At 62.1% G+C, this 21,292-nt stretch carries 23 protein-coding genes and 1 tRNA gene; 12 read left to right on the plus strand and 12 right to left on the minus strand.

Going from position 1 to position 21,292, the window contains the following annotated elements:
* Positions 1-307 precede the first annotated feature (307 nt).
* Together E7813_RS21285 and E7813_RS21290 are read left to right on the plus strand one after the other, a co-directional pair.
* The gene (locus E7813_RS21285; protein WP_291577216.1) at positions 308-1,000 is read left to right on the plus strand and encodes a L,D-transpeptidase; all 693 of its coding nucleotides are present in this window, start codon (positions 308-310) and stop codon (positions 998-1,000) included.
* An 18-nt stretch (positions 1,001-1,018) separates the two neighbouring features.
* Entirely contained in the window at positions 1,019-1,213 is a 195-nt protein-coding gene (locus tag E7813_RS21290; protein ID WP_291577218.1) for a hypothetical protein, read from the plus strand.
* Positions 1,214-1,294: 81 nt separating this feature from the next.
* Here E7813_RS21290 and E7813_RS21295 read toward each other — a convergent pair whose 3' ends face one another.
* Positions 1,295-1,666 (minus strand): hypothetical protein, encoded by a 372-nt coding sequence (locus E7813_RS21295; protein WP_291577220.1) that lies wholly within the window; start codon positions 1,664-1,666, stop codon positions 1,295-1,297.
* A gap of 99 nt (positions 1,667-1,765) precedes the next feature.
* On the opposite strand from E7813_RS21295, the gene E7813_RS21300 reads away from it, so the two are divergent.
* A complete protein-coding gene (locus tag E7813_RS21300) occupies positions 1,766-2,602 on the plus strand; it encodes an alpha/beta fold hydrolase (RefSeq protein ID WP_291577222.1) in 837 nt (278 codons plus the stop codon).
* A 1,544-nt stretch (positions 2,603-4,146) separates the two neighbouring features.
* Here E7813_RS21300 and E7813_RS21305 read toward each other — a convergent pair.
* Both E7813_RS21305 and E7813_RS21310 read right to left on the minus strand, forming a co-directional pair.
* Complete coding sequence (locus tag E7813_RS21305) at positions 4,147-5,136, minus strand: integrase arm-type DNA-binding domain-containing protein (protein WP_363331199.1); 990 nt, start codon at positions 5,134-5,136, stop codon at positions 4,147-4,149.
* A 27-nt stretch (positions 5,137-5,163) separates the two neighbouring features.
* Positions 5,164-5,248: transfer RNA gene (locus E7813_RS21310), tRNA-Leu, on the minus strand.
* 231 nt (positions 5,249-5,479) lie between these two features.
* Between E7813_RS21310 and E7813_RS21315 the strand changes: the two genes are divergently transcribed.
* Positions 5,480-6,022 carry a disulfide bond formation protein B gene (locus E7813_RS21315; protein ID WP_291577224.1) on the plus strand — a complete coding sequence of 181 codons (543 nt, stop codon included), beginning with the start codon at positions 5,480-5,482 and terminating at the stop codon, positions 6,020-6,022.
* Here E7813_RS21315 and E7813_RS21320 read toward each other — a convergent pair.
* Together E7813_RS21320 and E7813_RS21325 are read right to left on the minus strand one after the other, a co-directional pair.
* The gene (locus E7813_RS21320) at positions 6,019-7,095 is read right to left on the minus strand and encodes an AbrB family transcriptional regulator (RefSeq protein ID WP_291577226.1); all 1,077 of its coding nucleotides are present in this window, start codon (positions 7,093-7,095) and stop codon (positions 6,019-6,021) included. The genes E7813_RS21315 and E7813_RS21320 overlap by 4 nt on opposite strands.
* A 126-nt stretch (positions 7,096-7,221) precedes the next feature.
* The gene (locus E7813_RS21325) at positions 7,222-7,500 is read right to left on the minus strand and encodes a PsiF family protein (protein ID WP_291577227.1); all 279 of its coding nucleotides are present in this window, start codon (positions 7,498-7,500) and stop codon (positions 7,222-7,224) included.
* 194 nt (positions 7,501-7,694) lie between these two features.
* On the opposite strand from E7813_RS21325, the gene E7813_RS21330 reads away from it, so the two are divergent.
* The 4 genes from E7813_RS21330 (at position 7,695) to E7813_RS21345 (ending at position 10,157) form a co-directional block, all read left to right on the plus strand.
* A complete protein-coding gene (locus E7813_RS21330; protein ID WP_291577228.1) occupies positions 7,695-8,204 on the plus strand; it encodes a hypothetical protein in 510 nt (169 codons plus the stop codon).
* Positions 8,205-8,284: 80 nt separating this feature from the next.
* Entirely contained in the window at positions 8,285-8,527 is a 243-nt protein-coding gene (locus E7813_RS21335) for a hypothetical protein (RefSeq protein ID WP_291577230.1), read from the plus strand.
* 119 nt (positions 8,528-8,646) lie between these two features.
* Positions 8,647-9,432 carry a sulfite exporter TauE/SafE family protein gene (locus E7813_RS21340; protein WP_291577293.1) on the plus strand — a complete coding sequence of 262 codons (786 nt, stop codon included), beginning with the start codon at positions 8,647-8,649 and terminating at the stop codon, positions 9,430-9,432.
* A gap of 41 nt (positions 9,433-9,473) precedes the next feature.
* Positions 9,474-10,157 carry a DsbA family protein gene (locus tag E7813_RS21345; RefSeq protein WP_291577231.1) on the plus strand — a complete coding sequence of 228 codons (684 nt, stop codon included), beginning with the start codon at positions 9,474-9,476 and terminating at the stop codon, positions 10,155-10,157.
* Between the two features lie 51 nt (positions 10,158-10,208).
* Here the strand turns inward: E7813_RS21345 and E7813_RS21350 are convergent, their stop codons facing one another.
* The 3 genes from E7813_RS21350 to E7813_RS21360 all read right to left on the minus strand — a co-directional run bounded on the left by E7813_RS21350 (position 10,209) and on the right by E7813_RS21360 (position 12,744).
* Entirely contained in the window at positions 10,209-10,415 is a 207-nt protein-coding gene (locus E7813_RS21350) for a hypothetical protein (protein ID WP_291577233.1), read from the minus strand.
* Positions 10,416-10,666: 251 nt separating this feature from the next.
* A complete protein-coding gene (locus E7813_RS21355) occupies positions 10,667-11,740 on the minus strand; it encodes a phospholipase (protein ID WP_291577235.1) in 1,074 nt (357 codons plus the stop codon).
* A gap of 32 nt (positions 11,741-11,772) precedes the next feature.
* The gene (locus tag E7813_RS21360; RefSeq protein ID WP_291577236.1) at positions 11,773-12,744 is read right to left on the minus strand and encodes a S1C family serine protease; all 972 of its coding nucleotides are present in this window, start codon (positions 12,742-12,744) and stop codon (positions 11,773-11,775) included.
* Between the two features lie 190 nt (positions 12,745-12,934).
* Here E7813_RS21360 and E7813_RS21365 point away from each other — a divergent pair, with 190 nt between their 5' ends.
* Complete coding sequence (locus E7813_RS21365; RefSeq protein ID WP_291577238.1) at positions 12,935-13,627, plus strand: hypothetical protein; 693 nt, start codon at positions 12,935-12,937, stop codon at positions 13,625-13,627.
* A gap of 113 nt (positions 13,628-13,740) precedes the next feature.
* Here E7813_RS21365 and E7813_RS21370 read toward each other — a convergent pair whose 3' ends face one another.
* Positions 13,741-14,298, minus strand: a complete 558-nt coding sequence (locus E7813_RS21370) for an HNH endonuclease (RefSeq protein ID WP_291577240.1) — start codon at positions 14,296-14,298, stop codon at positions 13,741-13,743.
* 307 nt (positions 14,299-14,605) lie between these two features.
* Between E7813_RS21370 and E7813_RS21375 the strand changes: the two genes are divergently transcribed.
* From E7813_RS21375 to E7813_RS21385, 3 genes are read left to right on the plus strand one after another with little or no spacing between them, the layout of a single operon-like run.
* Positions 14,606-16,366, plus strand: a complete 1,761-nt coding sequence (locus E7813_RS21375; RefSeq protein ID WP_291577242.1) for a chloride channel protein — start codon at positions 14,606-14,608, stop codon at positions 16,364-16,366.
* Between the two features lie 28 nt (positions 16,367-16,394).
* A complete protein-coding gene (locus E7813_RS21380; protein ID WP_291577244.1) occupies positions 16,395-17,372 on the plus strand; it encodes a tripartite tricarboxylate transporter substrate-binding protein in 978 nt (325 codons plus the stop codon).
* Between the two features lie 38 nt (positions 17,373-17,410).
* Positions 17,411-17,611 (plus strand): hypothetical protein, encoded by a 201-nt coding sequence (locus tag E7813_RS21385; protein WP_291577246.1) that lies wholly within the window; start codon positions 17,411-17,413, stop codon positions 17,609-17,611.
* A gap of 6 nt (positions 17,612-17,617) precedes the next feature.
* Here the strand turns inward: E7813_RS21385 and E7813_RS21390 are convergent, their stop codons facing one another.
* The 3 genes from E7813_RS21390 to E7813_RS21400 form a co-directional block, all read right to left on the minus strand.
* On the minus strand, positions 17,618-18,586 hold the full coding sequence (locus E7813_RS21390) for a peptidyl-alpha-hydroxyglycine alpha-amidating lyase family protein (RefSeq protein WP_291577248.1): 969 nt from the start codon (positions 18,584-18,586) through the stop codon (positions 17,618-17,620).
* A gap of 47 nt (positions 18,587-18,633) precedes the next feature.
* The gene (locus E7813_RS21395; protein WP_291577250.1) at positions 18,634-20,400 is read right to left on the minus strand and encodes an NAD(P)/FAD-dependent oxidoreductase; all 1,767 of its coding nucleotides are present in this window, start codon (positions 20,398-20,400) and stop codon (positions 18,634-18,636) included.
* A gap of 93 nt (positions 20,401-20,493) precedes the next feature.
* On the minus strand, positions 20,494-21,216 hold the full coding sequence (locus E7813_RS21400; RefSeq protein ID WP_291577294.1) for a DNA-3-methyladenine glycosylase 2 family protein: 723 nt from the start codon (positions 21,214-21,216) through the stop codon (positions 20,494-20,496).
* Positions 21,217-21,292 lie beyond the last annotated feature (76 nt).

Here is a 21,292-nt window from a genome sequence, read left to right on the forward strand (position 1 = left end):
CAGGCGGCGTAGGCTCGCAAGAAATGCGTGATGGATCAGTGATATGACCAAACGTCGTTAGATAAGGCGGACGCCTGTTTGATTGAGACACTCCGAAAATTCGGAGGACCTCCGAAATTTTGGAGTCATCGCACCGCTGTTTTTCGATCAGCGTTGCGAGATGCTGCGTACGCATCGCAGCGAAGACATAATACTCATCGCGACGAAACCATTTTCGGAATCGGAGGCAATCATCCTGAAACCGTCTCCGCTTACTTGTCTGTGCAACGCGCTGAAAAGGCGCAGGCGCTTACACAGGGGACGTTAGATGTACAATCTGGATCCAATCAAGTTGAATTCATACCGTGCCATCGCCTTCGGCGCATTGGCAATCGGTGTTGTCGCATTTTCCAGCACCGCCGCCGCGGCGCCCTTGCAACTGTTTCCCTTCATCACGACGCCGCCTGCCGAGCAGATACAGCCAGCTCCGCAGGTTGCGCAGCCGTCTCAGGATGAGGGCACCGTGGCGGAAATGCCGGCGCGGCTGAAGCGCCAGGTTGTCAGTTATCCGACCCGCGAGGCACCGGGCACGATCATCATCGATACGCCGAACACCTATCTCTATTATGTGCTCGGTGGCGGTCAGGCGATCCGTTACGGCATCGGCGTTGGCCGTGATGGCTTCACCTGGTCCGGTACGCAATCAATCACCAAGAAGGCAGAGTGGCCCAACTGGACGCCTCCGGCCGAAATGATCGCGCGTCAACCTTATCTACCGCGCTTCATGGCTGGCGGCCCCGGTAATCCACTCGGCGCGCGCGCCATGTACCTCGGCGGCACGGTGTATCGTATTCACGGCACCAACGCGCCGGCGACGATCGGCACCCATGTGTCGTCGGGTTGCATCCGTCTCACCAATGAAGACGTTTCTGATCTTTATTCGCGGGTCAACGTCGGGACCAAGGTAATCGTGCTGCCGATGGATCGCCGCGCCGACAATGCCGACGGCAGGCACGGCTAGGGATAACAGGGGTTTCCAATGAACCATTCGATTTACAGCGCCGATCGCGCGACTCATCGGAAGATCGTGATCGTCGCTCTGGTGATCGGTATCGCCGGAATAGGTCTCGGGCTGTCATTCCGGGCCGACATCGGTTCGACCCAGACCGCTGGCGTTGTCAAAGCCGGGAAACCGGTATTGACCACCAGCTCGGGCGCCTCGGTTATTCGCTAGCCGTTATCTGAGCGGAAGTTTGGCATTTATCAGAAGCTGCAAAATTCCATGGAAACGAACGCGTCGTGCCTCTGTTCTGCGTTACCACCCATCTTGGTTGCCGAGAGATATTGATAAGCCATAGGTATATGCGTCGGTAAGGTCATCTTCGCGCTTGCTCGCGTCCTTATCCGCAATACGGAATGGATTCACCTCCTCGGTGAAGTGATCCAGTGTGCGGCGATTATACGTGGTGACCTTGTTGAAAGCCGCGTCTGCAATCTTGCACAAGCCGCGGAAGTGATAGCCGGACACGTTAAATGCCCGCTCATCCTTGCCCGTCGACGCCAGAGCGGTGTTGATAGCATGAGCCTGCCAGCCACGGCCACGGGCCTGCTGGTCGTCGATAGATACGCCAACTGCCCCGTAACGGTCGTCAAGCCATGGAACTTGAGCTCCAGCCAAGCCTATCAACGAACGTTGCTTAAATTTAATCTTGACGGTGCCAACGGACCGCGGCGCTGAGGCGTTTCAACGCTATCTGTTGAATGAAAAGTGATCGGGAAGGAAACAATGAAGCGGGGAATAGCCGTTTTGCTCTGCGTCTGCGCGCTCACTGGCGCCGTCTATTTTGCCATCAGCAAATGGGGCATCCAGCACGAGACGCTTAATCTCTTCGATGCCGCGCGACAGCGGCCGGTCGCGGTCGATCTCGCTGTGCGCCGCGACTACGAAATGAAGGCGGATGCCGGTTACTGGAAGCTCCCGGTCGCCATCATCAGCAACGGCAATACCGTCAAGAACACTGAGTATTCGTTCCTTGCCAACGTCTTTGCGGCGCGAGGATATCTGGTTGCCAGCATTCAGCAAGATATCCCGACCGACCCACCCTTGATGACCAAGGTCGGATTGCCCTACGTGGGCAGGCAGGGGTTATATGAAAAGGGCGAAGCCAACATTCTTTTTGTGCTGGGGCAATTGAAAAAACTGCAGCCGAATGCTGACTACAGCCACCTGACGCTCGTTGGACACTCAAACGGCGGAGACACCGCCATGTACTTTGCCATGCAGCATCCGGAACTGGTATCGAAAGTTGTCACGCTGGATAATTTGCGCGTCCCCTTCGTGCTCAGCGATAAGTTGAAGATTCTTTCGTTCCGATCCAAGGATCCCAATTTTCAAACCGATCCCGGCGTTCTGCCGACGCCTGAGCAGGCCAAGGCGGATGGAATCGATATTATCCGCACACAGTTTCAGCACACCTGGATGAGCGATCGCGGTCCGGATTCTGCAAAAGAGAGGATTCAGGCGACGCTCGATAAGTTTCTCGGCGGCGACACGACCAGCGAATTGGCGCCGGCGCTTACCGACAAACTGATCGTTGCCAACGCCGGTATGCCGCTTCCCTAGGGGATGTGTCTCCACCGGTGTCACAAGCTGTCTATGGGCGTCACATCGAGGAATTTTCCGCATCCACCGCCATTGAACGGACACTTGGGATTGATCAGAAGCTGTAAAATTACCACCCATCTTGTTTGCCGAGAGATATTGATAAGCCATAGGTATATACGCGTCGGTCAGATCATCCTCCCGCTTGCTCGCATTTTTGTCTGCGATGCGGAATGAAGTCACCTGCTCGGTGAAAACGATGCCCGTCGGCGTGTAGCGTTCGCGCAGGCTCACGGATTTCTGCCTCCATACATTTGCATATACCGTAGTGATTGAGAAGCGCTGCTAAATGGAGGACCCTCGGAACGGGAACGACCTGCAGCTTCTACACGTGACCTCCAAGGGAGTTGGAAGTAATCGAAATTATGCATTTTCGTCGATGTTCATCGCGGCCCATGTTTCGCCTTGCGTCCAACCGCAAGGTTCTTCGAGTCCGCGCAACGCCAGCATATACAGATTGTAGCTGATCAGTCCCGCAAACTCTGGGTCTTAGCCGTTAGACTTGCCGACAATCTGCTGCATTCGCTGTGTTGCCTCGATTATTGGTCGTCCCATTCATTTTTTCTCGTACTGTCGAACAATTTTCCGGAGACTTTCCGCGGCACTCAGACTTGTTGCTCTGTTGTAGTGCGCGTTGGTGACGCTGGGATGGGTATGGTGCAAAAGCGCGCTAGCGAGATAGGGGTTCTCGCCACCGTGGGTCGCGGCGGCGGAGGCGCCAGAGGTACGAAACAGATGCGGGCTCACCTCCACACCCACGGTTGCGAGGGCGGTCCTTCTAATCACAATTGCCACCTGTTTGTCGCTTATGGGCGTGCCGTCGTTTGAGGAGAGCCAGAGAGCTGGAGGTGGGTTACCTGTCCGCGCCAGCACCGGCCTGTATTGGCCGAGGTAGCGGTCAATTGCTGGCGTGAGCAACTCGTTGATGGGTCGCTCGTCCGGGCGGTTCGGCTGCTTTATTTTCTGGATTGGCAGTCACAATAAGCGAGTGCTAATCGCACCTCACATAAGCCTGTGATACTGGGGTGCACGGGGCTTCGGCCCACGATGTTTGACTGCAACGTGAGTTTCCCGGTGAGGAATGCTCACGGCGCTTGTTAGCAGCCGGAAGCTAGCGCGCTGATTACCATCACCTATTGAACGCTTTCGTTTCGGCAAATTTTCCGGCGCTGAAGGGTTTTCCGCATTCTGGGAAAAATCGCTCGACCGAACCGACAATCGTAAATGCGCGCCAATAACTGGCGGGATGATGAGCAATTGGTAAAAATTCAAGAAAACTGGCACCCCTCGAGCGTTACGTGTTTGAGATCATGCAAAGAGTGGCTTAAACGCGAGATTGGGCCCGCTTCTTAATGGCTATCATGCGTCCGCGCGCTCGCAATTCGTCGAGATAATCAGCCCACCATTTCATCATCCGGATGCGTTCCTGCCAGAACTCGGCCGCGTGCGTATATGCGCCGCGCACTTCATCTTGCTCCTGGTGTGCAAGCTGCCGTTCAATCGCGTCAGCGTGCCACTTGCCGCTTTCGTTTAAGAGCGAGGACGCCGTAGTTCGCAGCCCGTGCGCCGTCAGCTCGGTTTTGTCCGAGACGCCGCAGCGCTGCGTTGAGCGTGTTGTCGCTCATGGGGCGATGCCAGGATCGCACCGACGGAAAGAGATATCTTGAGTTTCCGGTAATCGCGCGGAGTTCGCGAAGGATCGCCAGCGATTGAGGCGCGAGAGGCATGCGATGCGGCCTGCGCATTTTCATTTTTAAACCTGGTATCCGCCACTCGGCTTCCGCAATATTGAATTCGGTCCATTCCGCCATTCGCAGTTCGCCTGGGCGGACGAACAGCAGCGGAGCCAGCTGAAGTGCGAACCTTGTCGTAGGTTGGCCCTCAAAGCCATCGATTGCGCGCAGGAGCGCGCCGATCTGCCCAGGCTCAACAATCGTGGCGCGATGCGTGACGGTCGGGGTGATCAGCGCACCGCGTAAGTCCGCCGAGGGATCGCGTTCGGCTCGGCCAGTTGCGATCGCGTAGCGAAAGACGACACCCGCCGTGCTGCGGGCCCGGGTCGCCGTTTCATATCGTCCGCGCTTTTCGATTTTGCGCAAAGCGTCGAGCAATTCAGGTGCCCTGATTTCAGCGATCGGTCGGTTGCCGAGCTGGCCATTTAGAAAGTCGAGCAGCCACTTCTTCTTTTTCAGCGTTGCGGGAGCGTCGCCTTCGGCTTTCCATTTTTCCATTAGTTCTTCGGCAACAGCTCCGAATGTGTTTTTTCGGGAAAGGCGGGCGGCGTTGCGCTCCGCCTTGCGTTCGACCGACGGATCAGAACCTTCTGCTAGCAGTTTTTTCGCCGCATCACGTCTGGCCCGTGCGTCAGCCAGGGACGTCACCGGATAGGATCCGAGCGCCAGCAGCTTCTGCTTGCCGTCGAAGCGGTACGCGAGTCGCCAGAACTTCGCGGCGTTGGGCTGTACCAGCAAATAAAGCCCGCCACCGTCCGACAATTTGAAGGGCTTTTGACGGGCTCCCTCTGGTGCCCCTGGCCGGAATCGAACCAGCACTCCTTGCGGAACTCGATTTTGAGTCGAGCGCGTCTACCAATTCCGCCACAGGGGCGCGTCGCGCATCGGCCGGGAAGGCCGCTGTCGCGAAGCCGGCGGAATATAGCGGGCGCGCACGGCCGGTCAACCCGCGCGCATCGGATTGGCCCGGAGCGTAAGGGCTCACGGCCCCAAATTTCACAAACGTCCGGCCGCGCCCGACAAGTCAAAACACTCCAGTGTGATAGCGCTTCGTCTCGACATCGGCTTCCGTGCGGGATAGGACGCTGTCAAACAGGAGATCACCGTGACGCTTAATGCCACCGCCGGTCAGGCGCATGCGCGCGACGATGCCAATCCGGCGCTGACGGCGGCTGCGGCCGTTGCGGCCATTGCGGCGGCGACGCTGGCGGGGGCATGGTTCTTCCAGCTGGTGCTGGATATCCTTCCCTGCCCGCTCTGTCTCGAGCAGCGCTATGCCTACTACCTGGCGATCCCGCTCGGCGCGCTGGTGGCGTTCGCGGCGGCAAGAAACGTATCGCGCGCGGTACTGCTCGCGGGCCTTGCCATTCTTGCTTTGGCGGCACTCGGCAATGCCGGGCTCGGCACCTATCATGCGGGCGTCGAATGGGGTCTCTGGCAGGGACCGACCGAATGCACCGGGCCTATTGTGAACTTCGGCAGCGCCAGCAATCTGCTTGAGCGGCTCAATACCGTAAAGGTGATCCGCTGCGACGAGGTGCAGTGGCGGTTTCTCGGCCTGTCGCTGGCCGGCTACAACGTGCTGATCTCGCTTCTGATGGCAGCAATCGCGGGCTGGGGCATCGTCAGGTCCGCGAGGCGAACCTAATCATCCACGTCATCCTGCGGGCGTCCGAACAGATGGACGATGCCGGGCGTCGCGATGGTGACGAACACGAAGCGCGACAGGTGATGGGCGCCGACGAAGATCGGGTCGATGTGCAGCGTCAATGCCAGCGCCAGCATGGCGTCCATCGCGCCCGGCGCGAACGCCACCACGGTGTCGGCGAACCGCACATGGGTGGTCAGCGCGATCACCGCGACAAAGACCGCGGAGATAACAATCGCGACGGCGAACGATCCCAGCGCCGCATTGACATGGCTGAGCAGGATCCTCGCCTTCATCCTTGCGAACCGGGCGCCGATCAGCGCGCCGATGCCGACCAGCGCGATCCCGCGCACCCATGGCGGCAGCCCGCCTTCGACCAGTCCGGCCCCGTGCAGCACGCCCGAGCCGATCATGGCGCCGAACATCCAGCTTGCCGGGAAATTCGTCAGCCGCAGCAACAGCGCGACCGCCACCGAGGCTGCGATCAGTTCGGTCAGTTCGAGCGGCGAAGCGATGGCGATCGCCGCGGCCGGTGCGGACGATGGCGCCATTCCGGTCAGCGTCAGCAGCATCGGCAAAGCGGCGGTGAGAATGATCACGCGTACGGTCTGCACCACGGCGATCGCCGGCACATCGGCGCCCTTCTCGGCGGCGAGCAGGGTGATTTGCGACAACGCGCCGGGGCTTCCGGCCAGGAACGCCGAGGTCTGGTCCCAGCCATGGACGCGCTGCAGATAGAGGCTGCTGCCGAATGTCGAGCAGAACGTCGCCAGCGCCAGTAGCGCAATGGTCAGGGGATAGGCGCCCACATGCTGCAAGAGCTGGCGCGACACCAGCGAGATCCCGAGCAGCACGAGGACCGTCTGGGTCAGGATCGGCGGCACGCTGAGCGGCCGTCCGGCAATGGCTGCGACGCCCACCGCGATCATGGCGCCGGAAATCAGCCCGCCCGGGAGGTGTGCCCATAAAAACAGCGCGCCACCGGCCGCACCGGTCGCCAGCGTTTCGAGCGTGTGGAGGACTTTGGCGCGGCCGGGAATGGCAAACGCCAGCGATGCGGGAATTGGGCTCACGCCGCCTTATGGCAAATCCCCTTGCGGGGGACAAATGCGTCAGAGCAACTGCAGCAATGCGTGTTTCGAGCCGGCCAACCCTTCCCCGACAGGGGAAGGGTTGGGTATAAAATCAGGCAGGAGGAATCACTGCGGCTTTGCAGCGGCGTCCTTTGCAGCCTTCTTGCATTCGGAACGGAATTTCTTGCGTTCCTTGCCCTTAAGTCCCTTGGCATCGGCCTCTTTGGAGCATTCGATCGAGGCGGCGGTGCGCGGTTTCTCGGCCTTCTTTTCCGCAGCCGGAGCAGGCGCGGTCTTTGCCGCCGGAGCCGGCGTGGCCGGCGCCGGGGTCTGCGCGAACGCGGAGCTCATCAGCAGCAGGGACGCAAAGGCGGTCGCGACCGCGCGGGACGAAAGGGTCATCATGGAAGCACCTCGGGTTGGAAGAGGCGCGCAACGTCGCGCCACAATGCTGAACCGCGGATGAATAAAGCCGGGAAGGCCGTGCTTTCGTGATCACGATATTTTGGCGCCGCGATGGATCGCCCTTTGTCACGCGCCAGCGCTGCGCTAGGATCGGGGTCTCGAGATACCTCTGCCATGCCCCAAGGAGACCAAGGATGACCATTCAAGCAAAATTATTGTGCGCCGTTGCGGTGTCGGGTTTTGCCGCGTTCGCGGCAACAGCGCCGTCGCAGGCCGTGACCATGCAGGAATGCAGTGCAAAATATCAGGCCGCCAAGACCGCCGGCACGCTCAACGGCAAGAAGTGGAACGATTTCCGCAAAGCCGAATGCAGTGCGGACGCCACCCCGGCGGCTGCGCCCGCCGCGGCTCCGGCAGCGCCTGCGGAACCGAAGGCTGCCGAAGCCAAGCCAAAGAAGGAAAAGCCGGCAGCGCCTGCCGCCGCGCCAGCCGCGCCAGCTGCGCCAGTCGCGGTCGGCAACGCGGTATTCCCGACGGCCGTCGATCCGAAATTCGCTCAGGAGAAGCCGCACCTAGCGCGCATGCACACATGCTCCGCACAATGGCAGGCCAACAAGGCCGCCAACACCACCGGAGGAATGCACTGGAATCCGAAAGGCGGCGGCGGCTTCTATCCCGAGTGCAACAAGCGTTTGAAGGGATAAGTATCCTTCGATCCATGGCAGGCCCGGGCTGATTTGCCCGGGCCTGTTGGCCGGCAAAAGCTGGCGGAACGAGACCGAACATGATTGCCGGGCGCGAGCCGCAATTTCGCGAGCAGGGCACGAGAAAAATTTGCCGGAATGTAGCTGCCTCAATCGGGCTGATGGTATGGTTGCAAACAGCCCTGGCGGCGCTGGACAGCCGCGTGGCCAGAAGCGCGCCGTTCCATTGGGACAAGGCAAGCGTCGGCTGCTCGCCTGAAGGATTGAGCCTGTTTCAAGCCAGCGCCGGACGAATTTCCCGTGACCGCATGATGCCTGTCTGATGGCTGCGCGACGGCGAAAACGCACGTCGGGTCTCATTTCCGGCTGCGCAATGACCGGACATTGACAAGCGTTCGCCGAAACCACTTGATGCGGCGGGTTCTGCTCAGGTCACGGAATGATCCTCTCCGCAACGCAAGGCATGCTTGGACTGGCATCGGGAGTGCTGGTCGGGTTTTCGCTCGGCCTCGTCGGCGGCGGCGGATCGATCCTCGCGGTGCCGCTGATGGTCTATGTGGTCGGCGTGCCTGACGCCCATGTGGCGATCGGCACCAGCGCCATCGCGGTCGCCGCCAATGCCGCGGTCAATTTGTCGAATCATGCGCGCGGCGGCACCGTGCGATGGTCGTGCGCGCTGACGTTTGCCGCCGCCGGGATTATCGGCGCCTTCGTCGGATCGATCTTCGGCAAGATGCTCGATGGCCAGAAACTGCTGTCGCTGTTCGCGCTTCTGATGATAGTGATCGCGGTGCTGATGCTGAAGACGCGGTCGCGGGTCGGCCTGCCCGACGTGCGGATGAACTGGACCAACATGCCCGCCATTGTCGGTCTCGGTCTTGCGACCGGGACGCTGTCCGGCTTCTTCGGCATCGGCGGCGGATTCCTGATCGTGCCGGCCTTGATGCTGGCGACAGGAATGTCGATCATGAACGCTGTCAGTTCGTCGCTGGTGGCGGTGACCGCATTCGGCTTGACCACCGCGGCGAGCTACGCCTGGTCCGGGTTGATCTCATGGGGGCTGGCGGGATTGTTCGTGGCCGGCGGCATCGCCGGCGGGTTGATCGGCACCGGCTTCGCCCGCCACTTGTCGGCGCGGCGCGGCGCGCTCAACACCGTGTTCGCTACTGTCATTATTGCGGTGGCGCTCTATATGCTGGTGCGTAACATATCCCTATCCTGGGCGTAGAAGCCGGTTAGGCAGCCCAAGGGGCAGATGCGGGAACAGACATGCATAAATCGATCGATCCGGCGCGGCTGAACCCGCTACAGACCCGGCGCGAGGCGCTTTGTGCGCTCGGCGCGGTCGCGATGACGGCGGGTATCGGCATCGCGCCGGGATCGGCGTTGGCGCAAGACGGCGAGGATAAGGTGCTGACCGAAGCCTTGGTGCTGCGCGATCCGGACATTCCGGTGGCCGGCAACCCCGATGGCGACATTACGATCGTCGAATATTTCGACTACCAGTGTCCGTATTGCCGCAAGATCGAGCCCGAGCTGCGCCAGGTGGTGCAGGACGACGGCAAGGTCCGCCTGGTGCTGAAGGACTGGCCGATCCTCGGCCCGGTCTCAATCGTCGCAGCGCGGATGGTGCTGGCCAGCAAATTCCAGGACAAATACGTCAAGGCCCATGATGCGCTGATCGGCGTCAGCTCGAAGCTGACCGAGCCGCGCATCCGCGAACTGCTCGATGGCGCAGGCATCGATGTCGACCGCGCCACCCGCGACCTTGCCGCCAACGCCAGGGCGATCGATGCGATTCTCGCGCGCAACAACGATCAGGCCACGGCGTTCGGCTTCAAGGGCACGCCTTCCTTTATCGTCGGCAAGTTTCGCGTGCCGGGCATATTGACCATGGCCGAGTTCGATCAGGTCATCGCCGACGCGCGCAAGGCCGCCGCGGCGAAAAAATAGCGGCAGCCGACGGCAAGGAGTGCGGGCGCGGCTATTTGAGTGCGGGCGCGGCTATTTCGACGACAGTTTGATCCAGTCGTCATGGGCGCGCGATTTCAGCGCCTTCCAGTCGAGAGCCGCAACGTCCCAGTTCACGATGGTGCGGTTGGCCTGCGCGACTTCGCCGTTGGCGACGGTCGAGGTCGACATCGAGTCATAAACGTAGACGCCCGCGACCAAAAGCAGCGCGCCCAAAATCATTCCAAGAAAAACGCGCATGGCAAACCCTCCTGTGATGGCGGACAACGTTGTCGAGGGCGGATGGTTCCTTCGCCAAACCCCTTAGTTTACGGCGATAAATTCCGACCGGATTGTTTGTGCGGTTGTGGAAAACGGACCACTCCGCGGAGCGCGTTTCTTTCGGAGAATCTTGTTTGAAACGGCCCTTCCCCGCGTGTTCGGTCCACCTCTCCCTATGGGAGAGGTGGCCGTGCCAGCGCGGGGGGCAAATCGATCGAACTAAACTCATTTCATCGTCCACCACCGAGCCACTTCAAGATCGGCGCGTTCATCTCGCGCGGATAGCAGTGGCTGAGATCGTCAAGCTCCCGGTAGGTCACCTCGGCGCCCGCGGCCTGCAATAGCTGATGCGTTTGCCGCGCCCCTTGCACCGGAAACATCCAGTCGAGCCGGCCATGCACCAGGTAGATCGGCAGGCCGCGCAATCTCTGCGCATCGGCCATCTCGGCCATCAGCGGATGGAAGGTGGCGGCAATCGGCGCAAGATGGGTGAAGGGGGAAGTGCTCTCCAGCCCGCTGACATAACAGAAGGTGCCGCCGTCGCTCATCCCGGTCAGCAGCAGCTTCTCCGAATCGACGTTGCAGCGGCTTCGCACCAGGTCGAGAATGCGGGCGAGGTTCGGCGTGTCGGCATCTTCGCCCATCAACGACCAGGTGCCGCCGGTCGCGGTCGGCGCGATCAGGATGGCGCCATGGCTGCGCGCATCGCGCAGCCAGCTCCACAGGAAGCCGCGGCCATTGCCGCTGCCGCCATGCAGCGCCATCACCAGCGGCCAGGCGCGATCGGGCGTGTAATATTCCGGCACATAAAGCGAGAAACCGCCGCGGCTGCCGGGCTCGTTGTGGTCGTGGACGATCCCGGTGTTTTCGCGTGCCGGCTCGGCGAGGCGCGCCAATAGAGCCGCGTCGTCGCGCAGAGGAGGGTCGATGAAGAAACCGCTGATCGGCGGCAATCTCGCGGCCAGCGGATACAGCGCCTCCTGTGCGCGGGGAGCATAACGCAACGCGCGAAACACGGCGACGAGATCGCCGTTGGCGTGCTGTACCGCGCGCAAACCGTCGAACGCCGCGAGTGCCGCATCGCTTGCCGCTTCGAGCGCGGTCCGTACGCTCACGAACTCCGCCGGCCAGTCGGCCAGCCGCGGGCGAACAGCCCGCAATGCCTGATCCGGCGTACCGGCAGCTTCCATCACGCGTCCGAAATCCGGCGGGTTGAGATGGCGGGCGACGAAGCCGAGCGCTTCGATCGATTGCAGCAACGGCGGCAGCACGGCCACGATGTCATCGACGACCGCCTCGCTCATCGCGCGCTCCAGTACCGCATGTTGTCAGGCGTTCAATGCAGCCGCGGGCCCTTAAGCAGCCGGGTGCGGTCGGTTGAGGCCAGCACCACATCGAAGGTGACGCCTTCGTGGTAGACGGTGAGCGGCACGTCGACCCCGGCGGGCCCGAGCGACCAGAGTTTTCGGTAGAATTGCGTCTGGCTCGCGACCTTCTCGCCATTCACCGCCAGGATGACGTCGCCGGCCTTGAGTTCGGCGCGCGCGGCGGGCCCTTTCGCGGAAATGCCGACCACCACGACCTTGTTCTCGATCTCGGCCGAGAGGATCCCGAGCCATGGCCGCGCCGGCTGGTTGACGCGGCCGAATTTGCGCAGATCATCCAGCACCGGCTTCAACAGATCGATCGGCACGATCATGTTGACATGCTCGGCGTTGCCCTCGCGTTCGCGCTCGAGCTGGAGCGAGCCGATACCGATCAGTTCGCCGCGGCTTGAGATCATTCCGGTGCCGCCCCAGTTCGGATGAGCAGGATGGGTGAAGATCGCCTGGTCCAGCAGATACTCCCAGTAACCGGCGAATTCCTGCTTGGCGACGATGTGGCTGGCGACCGACCGCGTGCGTCCACCGGCGCCGCCGACCACCACGCGATCGCCGATCTGGGCCTCCGCCGAGGAACCCAGCGGCAGCGGATCGAGATCGATGCGGCCAAGCGCCTGCACCAGGCCGAAACCCGTGGTGGAATCGGAGCCGAGCGCATGGCCCTCCACCACCCGCCCGTCGCCGAGATGCAACCACACCGATTCGGCTTCGGTGATCAGGTAACCGATGGTCAGCACCAGCCCATCGTCGATCACCACGCCATTGCCGGCGCGTTCGGTGCCTAGACTGTCGGCGCTAAAGGCGTCGGCGGGGATGATCGAATGCAGGCCGACCACGGAAGAAAGTACGCGATCGAGATCGAAGCTGTAATCGCCCGGGCGCGGCTGGTTCGCCGGCGGCACTTTCCATTCGGTCAGCTGGGGCATGAAGGGTCTCCTGGCCAATCAGGTGCGCATGTTCCTCGCAAATTCCAGCGAACGGGGGCGCGCGAAGCATATCGCGATCTTACGTCGCAAATGGCGATCTTGAAAGTCTCGCGATACGATGATGTCATCGCCGCGGCGCCACGAAAAAGCCTCGCGTCGTTCTCGGCCGTACCGTCGGAGCTGAAGGAAAATGGCATTTCGTGTCTTGATCATCGGTGGCACTGGGCAGGTGGGAGCTGCGGTGGTGCGCGCGCTGGCCGCAGAGCCGTCCTGCGCTGAAGTCGTGATGGTCAATCGCAGGGCGATTTCTCTCACCGCTGATCCCCGTGTGCGGCAGGTGATCTTGGATACGGCAGCTGCCCAGTTTCCGGCAGAAGTGACCAGGCTTGCGCAGAGCTTGGTTACGCAAGGCGATCCTGTCTACGGGGCATCCTGTGTTGGCGTCGGTAAAGGCAGCATGAAGTGGAGCGAGGAGGAATTAAAGGCCCTCGAAATTGGCGTGGTCGGCGGCTTTGCCCGCGGTTGTCAGGCTGGGGGTATCACGCGATTTTCTCTGCTATCGGCAGCCGGAAGCACCGCGAAAAGCAGGATTCGCTATGTGCGGATCATGGGGTTGAAAGAAGAAACGGTCCAAGGAATAGGCTTCCAACGCCTGGCAATTTTTCGTCCGGGAGTTATCGCAGGCAATGCTCACACGCCGCGCTATGCAGCCTGGTTGGGGCGTCTGATTCCGGGACCATTTGGCACGATTGAGCAGGACGATATCGGGCGCGCCTTTGTCGCTGAATTCATCAATAGCTCGGCCTCGAACGGGGTTGTGTATCTCGACAACCGGGCGATGAGACAAAGGTCTCGTGCGCATAATAATCCACTTTTGACCTAGGAGCGCCGGAGATTTGGAATCAGGCGACGGTTTTGCTGTCAAAATCCGTGTCACCCTCGTGATGGATGACCGTCTGATGTGTCGGGCTGGGGCCCATGCGCGCCGGCCACCTGTTACGGATCGAGCTCGGTATCCCAGTATAAATAGTCCAGCCAGCTATCGTGCAGATAGTTCGGCGGGAACAGCCGGCCGTTGCGGTGCAGTTGATGCACCGTCGGCGCGAACGGCGGCTGCCGCGGGAACATCCGCGCCTGCTGCGGGGTCAGATTGCCCTTGCGCAGGTTGCAGGGCGAACACGCCGCGACCACGTTCTCCCAGGTGGTCTGGCCGCCCTTGCTGCGCGGGAGGATGTGATCGAAAGTGAGGTCGTCGTCGGCCGAGCAATACTGGCAGACGAAACGGTCGCGCAGGAACACGTTGAACCGGGTGAAGGCGGGATGCGTGGTCGGCTTGACGAAGGATTTTAGCGACACCACGCTCGGCAGTTGAATCTCGAACGATGGGCTGCGCACCGCGCGGTCGTAGTGCTCGACGATGTTGACCCGATCGAGGAACACCGCCTTGATCGCGTCCTGCCATGACCAGAGCGACAACGGATAATAACTGAGCGGCCGGAAATCCGCATTCAGCACCAATACCGGCCAACCGCCTTGCGAGACATGTGCGTTCAAGTAACGCCTCCAGAGCATTTTCCGGCAAAGTGGGAACCGGTTTGCCGCAAGAAAATGCTCCCAATTATAACTTGCGCGTACTCATTTCGCAAAACCGGTACTCACTTTTGCGGAGTACGCGCGAGCCCCCATGTGAGCTGCGAAGCAGCGTGAGTTGACATACTATAGGCAGCGTGACGGGATTGTGAAGAGCGTTCCGGGGCTTATCCGACGCCGCGCCGGTTCGCATCCCGATTGCATATCCGGCATGAAGACCGCTAAATCGGGGCTGGCGGCGCGTTTGGGCCGCGGATGGACGCAAAGCGACATGGCCCCGACGTCCCGTTATCTCGAAGCCCCGCGCCGGTTACGGGCGTTCGTCCGCGCGCACGAAACGAGCCTGGTCGTCCTTGCAGCGCTGATCGGAACCATCGGCGGATTGGTGGTCGTTGCGATGAGCGTCGCGGTCGCCGCTCTCCACGCGCTATTGTTCAACATTTCGATCCGGGAACGTCTTTCAAGCCAGGACAGCATTGAGCCGCTGCGTGCCCTTTTGGTGCCGAGCCTCGGCGGGTTGTTGCTGGGGGTAGTGTTCCTGCTCTTGCTGCGATGGCGGCCGGCGCGCGAAATCGATCCGATCGAAGCCAATGCCCTCCATGGCGGACGGATGTCGTTTCGCGGCAGCGTCATCGTGGCCTTGCAGACGATCTGGTCCAGCGGCGTCGGCGCCTCGGTCGGACTTGAAGCAGGATATACCCAGCTTGCCAGCGGCCTTGCCGCCTCGCTCGGCCGCGGCTTTCATCTGCGCCGCGTCGATCAGCGCATCATGGTCGGCTGTGGTGCCGCGGCCGCGATTGCCGGCGCGTTCGGGGCACCGCTGGCCGGCGCGTTCTATGCCTTTGAGCTAGTGATCGGGGGATACACCCCGGCCAGCCTGACGCCGGTGGGAATCGCCGCGGTGGCGGGCTATTTCATGACCCATGGATTTGCGGCGCTGTCGATGGGCATCGGCATCGGCCCGGTCGGCGATATCCTCGGGCGCGATCTTGCCATCGCCGCGCTGCTCGGGATCCTGTCGGCGCTGGTCGGCATCGGCATTATGCGCGGCGTGGCGCTGTGCGAGACGCTGCTGGCTAAGAGCCGAATCTGGCCGCCGTTGCGCACCGCGTTTGGCGGTCTCGGCGTCGGCCTGCTCGCATTGCTGACGCCGCAAGTGATGTCGTCGGGGCATGGCGCGCTGCATTTTTCCAACATCGTTTCGCTGCCGTTGAAGGTTATTGCGGGCGTGTTCGTGCTGAAGGCGATCGCCTCCGTGATATCGCTGGGCAGCGGCTTTCGCGGCGGATTGTTTTTTGCCACGCTGTTTCTGGGGGCGCTTGGCGGCCGGCTGTTCAGCGCCGGCTTTGACACGATCTGGCCGGGTCTCGACCTCGATCCGAATGTCTACGCGATCATCGGCATGAGTGCGCTATCGGCCTCGGTGATCGGCGGCCCGCTGACGATGTCGTTCATCGCACTGGAATCGACCGGCAATCTCTGGCTCACCACCGCCGTGCTGGTCGCGGTCATGATCTCGACGATGATCACCCGCGAGCTGTTCGGTTACTCGTTCGCGACTTGGCGATTCCATCTGCGCGGCGAAACCATCCGCAGTGCCGCGGATATCGGCTGGATCCGCGATCTCACGGTTCGGAGCCTGATGCGGCCGGACGTGGCCACCGTGGACGCCAATATCGGGATCGAGGAATTTCGCGGCAAATTCCCGCTGGGATCCAAGACCCAGGTGGTCGCGGTCGATCCCGAGGGCCATTATGTCGGGCTGGCGGTGGTGGCCGACGCGCACGCACCGGACATCGAGGCGACCAGCGCTCTTGCCGGCCTGCTGCATTACCGCGATGTCGTGCTGCATCCGGCCATGAACATCCAGGAAGCCATCGCGATTTTCGACGCCGCGGAAGCCGAATCGCTGGCGGTGGTCGAACCCGGCGCCGAACATTGGCCGATCGGAATCCTCACCGAAGCCCACGCGATGCGGCGCTATGCGGAGGAATCCGAGCGGCGGCGGCGCGAGGCCGTCGGCGAGTTCTAAATCTGCGTACCTATCCCGGAGGAACTCCATGCGTAGACTGCTGGCGATGACTGTCCCGGCTCTGCTTGGGCTGGCGTGGAGCGGCATCGCCGCGGCGCAGACCTATCCGACCCATCCGATCACCATGATCGTGCCATTCCCCGCCGGCGGCGCCACCGACACGCTGGCGCGATACCTCGCCGAACAGATGCGCGGAATTCTCGGCCAACCCGTCATCATCGAGAACATCGGCGGGGCAGCCGGCAGTATCGGCGTCAGCCGCGCCGTCCGCTCGCCCGCCGATGGCTACACGCTGAGCATCGGCACTTCGACCACGCACATGCTGACCGGCGGCCTCTACGCGCTGCCGTTCAACCTGTTGAAGGACCTCGAGCCGATCATCCTGATCGGTAGCGAACCGCTGCTGATCGTCGGCAAGAAGAGCCTGCCGGCGGATGATTTGAAGGGGTTGATTGCCTGGCTCAAGGCCAATCCCGACAAAGCATCGGTTGGCATCGCCGGCGTCGGCGCGACCGGTCAACTCGCCGGACTCTCGTTTCAGAAGCAGACCGGGACCAAATTCCAGTTCGTGCCGTATCGCGGCAATGGTCCTGCGATGCAGGACCTGCTGGCCGAACATATCGATTTGATGATCGAACCGTCGTCCAATTTCAGGTCGCTGCTTTCGGCCGGCAGCGTCAAGCCGTTTGCCATCACCGGCATGGCGCGGCTGCCGGCATTGCCCGATATTCCGACTGCGGACGAGGCGGGTTTGCCGGGCTTCTTCGCCTCGCTCTGGTACGGGCTTTGGGTGCCGAAGGGGACGTCAAAAGACGTCATCGCGCAGCTGAACGCCACCATGTCGCAACTGCTTGCCAGTCCGCCGGTGAAGCAGCGCTTCCAGGATTTTGGCATCCAGATCGCGCCGCTCGACCAGCAATCGCCGGAGGCCTTGGCAGCGTTCCAGAAGGCCGAGGCCGAACGCTGGTGGCCGATCATCAAGGCGGCCAATCTCAAGGCCGAATGAAGCGGCCGGTTCCATGAACAAATGGCAACGATCCTGACATGGCGCCGGAAGACTCCGGCCGCGTCGAACTGGCGTGCGGAGTGGCGCGACCTATATCCCTCGTAGAGGAGGCCGCCATGTTCAAGGTCGCCGTCATTGTCTTCGCACTCGCCGTCTCGGGCTTGATGCTGTGGATCGCCCACGAGAACGCGAACTTTGCCCAGCTGCCGCATGCGGTGCTGGTCAAGCGCGCGGTGTAAGATCGTTCAAACCTTTTCCAGTTTCTGCAGGCAGCGGACCACGGCAACCTCCGCCGGCATCGGCGTGTCCGGAAAGCTGGTCTTCCAGTCGGTGACGCCGACTTCACCGACATAGATGTCGCCCCTTGAATCCATCGCGATGCCGTGCGGCGCCAGGAACTTGCCGGTCTCGATGCCCGGACCATGCTCGCCGCCGAGCCGCGCGATGCGGTTGCCTTTTGAATCGACGAAGCTCAGCCGCGGGCCCAGGTTCGGCAGCCTTCGATTGACCGCCATGCCGGGGCCGAGTTCGCCGATAATGAAAACAGGCGCCTTGCCGCCGCAGCAATGCAGCGCACAGGGCCGGTGCAGGTTGTTCCACTGCGTCTCGTACTTGCCGTTGCCGTCGAACACCTGGACGCGGTGGTTCTCGCGGTCGGCGACATAGACCCAGCCGTCGGCGTCGGTGACGATGTTGTGGACGATATTGAACTGGCCGGGATCGGTGCCGGACTCGCCCCAGGTTTTGATCAGCTTTCCGTCCGGGGTGTACTTGTGGACGCAGGCATTGCCGTAGCCGTCCGACACATAGATCTCGCCTTTGGGCGAAAGCGCGGTGTGGGTGCAGCGGTGGAACGGCTCGCCGCTCATGAAGGGCGCCGGCTGGTGCGGGATGCCGATGGTCAGCAGTACCTTGCCGCCGGTCGAGCACTTGCGCACGGTATGGTCGCCGTCATCGGTGCAGTAGAGATTGTCGTCGCCGTCGATATGCAGCCCATGCGCGCGGCTGAACAGCCCTTCGCCCCAGCTGGTGATGAAATTACCGTCGCGATCCAGCACCACCATCGGATGGACGCCGCGATTGAAGACGTAGATGCGATCCTTGCTGTCGACCGCGACGGAAGCAACGTCGGTGAGATGCCAGCCGCCGGGAAGCCTGGCCCAGTTCTCCGCCACGCGGTAGCGATGCTCGCCTGCGCCCAGAATGGTCGGCATGTGTTTCTCCCTTTTTCCCTCTCCCGCAAGGGGAGAAGGGAAGAAAGTCAGACCGCCTTCGCCAGCAACCCTTGCTCGATCGCCTTGATCTGCAGCGCCAGATATTTCGAGTTGATCCGGCATTGCGCCAAGCCGCCGGCGATGAACCAGAGACCGGGCTGCGCGGTGCGGGTGAACATGTTGCGCATTTCCTGGTCGTCGCCAAAACCCCAGATCGGGCCGATGCGCTTGGCAACATCATCGCCGAACAGTTTGCGCACCAGTTCCTCCCAGCGCCGGTAGCCGGTCGCCAGCACGATCAGGTCGGCGGCAAGCATCGTGCCATCGCGCATCCGCGCGCCTTCCGCGACGAACCCTTCGATATCGGAAAACTGGACGAGGCCGATCTCGCCCGAGATCACGAGATCGGAGCAGCCGACGTTGAAATAGTAGCCGCCGCCGCGGGTAAGATATTTGAACTGCCAGCCGGTGCCGTCCTCGCCGTAGTCGAGCTTGAATCCCCGGCGCTGCAGGCCCTCGAGCAGGTCCTTGTCCAGTTCCTTCGACTGGTCCGTCACCAGCCGGTGGCTTTTTCGCGCCAGCGACAGCGGCATCGAGGTCGCGATCAGGTCGTTGTCGTCGACCGTGCCTTCGTTATACGGCGAGTAGACCAGTTGCGCCGACGGTTCGATGCTGACGATCAGCGTCGGACTGCGCTGCACCAGCGTGACCTCGGCGCCGCTTGAATACAGATCCTGCGCGATGTCGTGGCCGCTGTTGCCGGTGCCGATCACCAGCGCCTTCTTGCCGGTCCAGTCCTCGCCGTCGCTGTAACGGCTGGAATGAACGATCGTGCCGGCGAAATTCTTCAGCGACGGGATATCCGGCAAATTCGGAATGCCGCTCACGCCGGTGGCCATCACGACGTTACGCGGATGCATCCGGCGCCGGCTGCCGTCCGCCCGGCGCAGCGTCACGGTCCAGCGCTGCTGTTGTTCGTCGTAGCTGCCGCCTTCGAATTCGGTGCCGGTCCAGAAATCGAGTTCCATGCTTTCGACATAGGCCTCGAACCAGTTGGCGAGCTTGTCCTTGGGAATGTAGGTCGGCCAGTTCGGCGGAAACGGCATGTAGGGCAGGTGGTTGACCTGCACCTGGTTGTGCAGCGTCAGCGCGTGATAGCGATTGCGCCAGTTGTCGCCGATCCGCGCCTCGCGGTCGACGATCAGGGTGTCGACCTGCAACTGCTTCAGCCGGGCCGCGATCGACAATCCGGACTGGCCGCCGCCGACGACGAGAACGACGGGATCGCGGTCGGCATATTCGCCGGCGGCTTTACGCAAATCGAGCCAGTTGGGGCCGCGGAAATCGCGCGAATAGGCGTTGCCGCGCGGCCGCGCCGTGCCGAGCTGTTCCTCGAAGCCTTTCAGTTCTTCCAGCGCGGTAAGCAGCGTCCACGCCTTTAGCCGGTTGCCGTCGGCGCTATCCGGAATCAGCCGCAGGATTCCGCTGCCGCGCCCTTCCGTGGTTTCGAACCGGAAGATCGACTCGATTGCCTGGGTGCCCGCGCGCGCCACCTTGCGGGGTGCGGCCCGATCGGGATCGAGGCTGAAGCCGGCCGGCCCGGCTCGACCGCTATGGGCTTTCAACGCCGCAACGATGGCTTCGCGGCCGCCGATCGTGGTGAAGCGCCACGTCAGGGCCAGCACGTCGCGCCAATGGCTGTCGGGATGAAACAGGCTGTTCAGCAAGGCATCGTCGGACTTGGCGAGGGCGTCTTCGAACCGCGCCAGCCAATTCTCGGTGGCGATCGAAATGTCATCCGTTTTGTCGAGCATTCGCGGTCTCGCACCCAGCCGTCTTTGCAGCGTTTTCCCTGACCTTTAAAACCTATACCCTTTGAGATCGTGCAGAAAGGGCGGGCCGCGCATTCACTTGCCGATCCCTGCTTTGGCCGTCCGCCGTTTTACCGTGGATTTCCTGCCTGGAACGGCTTTCGCTTTGTCCGTTCCCGCGATCACCCCGTCGCGTTTTTTCAGCGCCCGGTAATAGGCCCACCACAGATGTGCCGCGGCACCGCGCAGCGGCCGCCACGGCTCCGCCAGCGGCGCCATCTGCTGCGCGGTCGGCCGCGCCTTGAGCCCGAGGCCAAGCTTGACCGCTTCCTGCACGGCGAGATCGCCCGCCGGCCAGGCGTCGCCATGGCCGAGGCAAAACAACAGGTAGACGTCGGCAGTCCAGGGACCGATGCCGTGCAACGCCGTCAGCGTGCTGTGCGCGGCGTCGGCGTCCTCGTGCGCCAGCACGTCGAGATTGAGACGTTCGGCGGCGATTTCGCGCGCCAGGTTCTTCAAGGTCTTGATTTTTGCCGCCGACAGGCCGAGCCGCCCGAGGCGGTCGGCGCGGGCACGGCGCAGCGCATCATGATGAAACGGATCGAACGCCGCGCTCACGCGCCCCCAGATCGCCGCGGCACTGGCGGTGGACACTTGCTGGCCGCACACGATGGCCGCGAGACCGGCATAGCCGGCCTCGCGCCGCCGCAGCGCCGGCATGCCCGCAACTTCAAACACCGGTTTCAGCCGCGGGTCGCGCTTTACCAGCGTGGTGACGGCGTGTTCGAGGTCGGCCTGGGAGTTGAGGTGGATGGTCATTGCGAATGGATTCAATTTGCTGAGGTCGTCATGCGCGGGCTCGACCCGCGCATCCATCTCCTATCGTAACAGAGTC

Origin of the sequence: Bradyrhizobium sp. (assembly GCF_004799405.1) — a bacterium.
Lineage (GTDB): Bacteria > Pseudomonadota > Alphaproteobacteria > Rhizobiales > Xanthobacteraceae > Bradyrhizobium.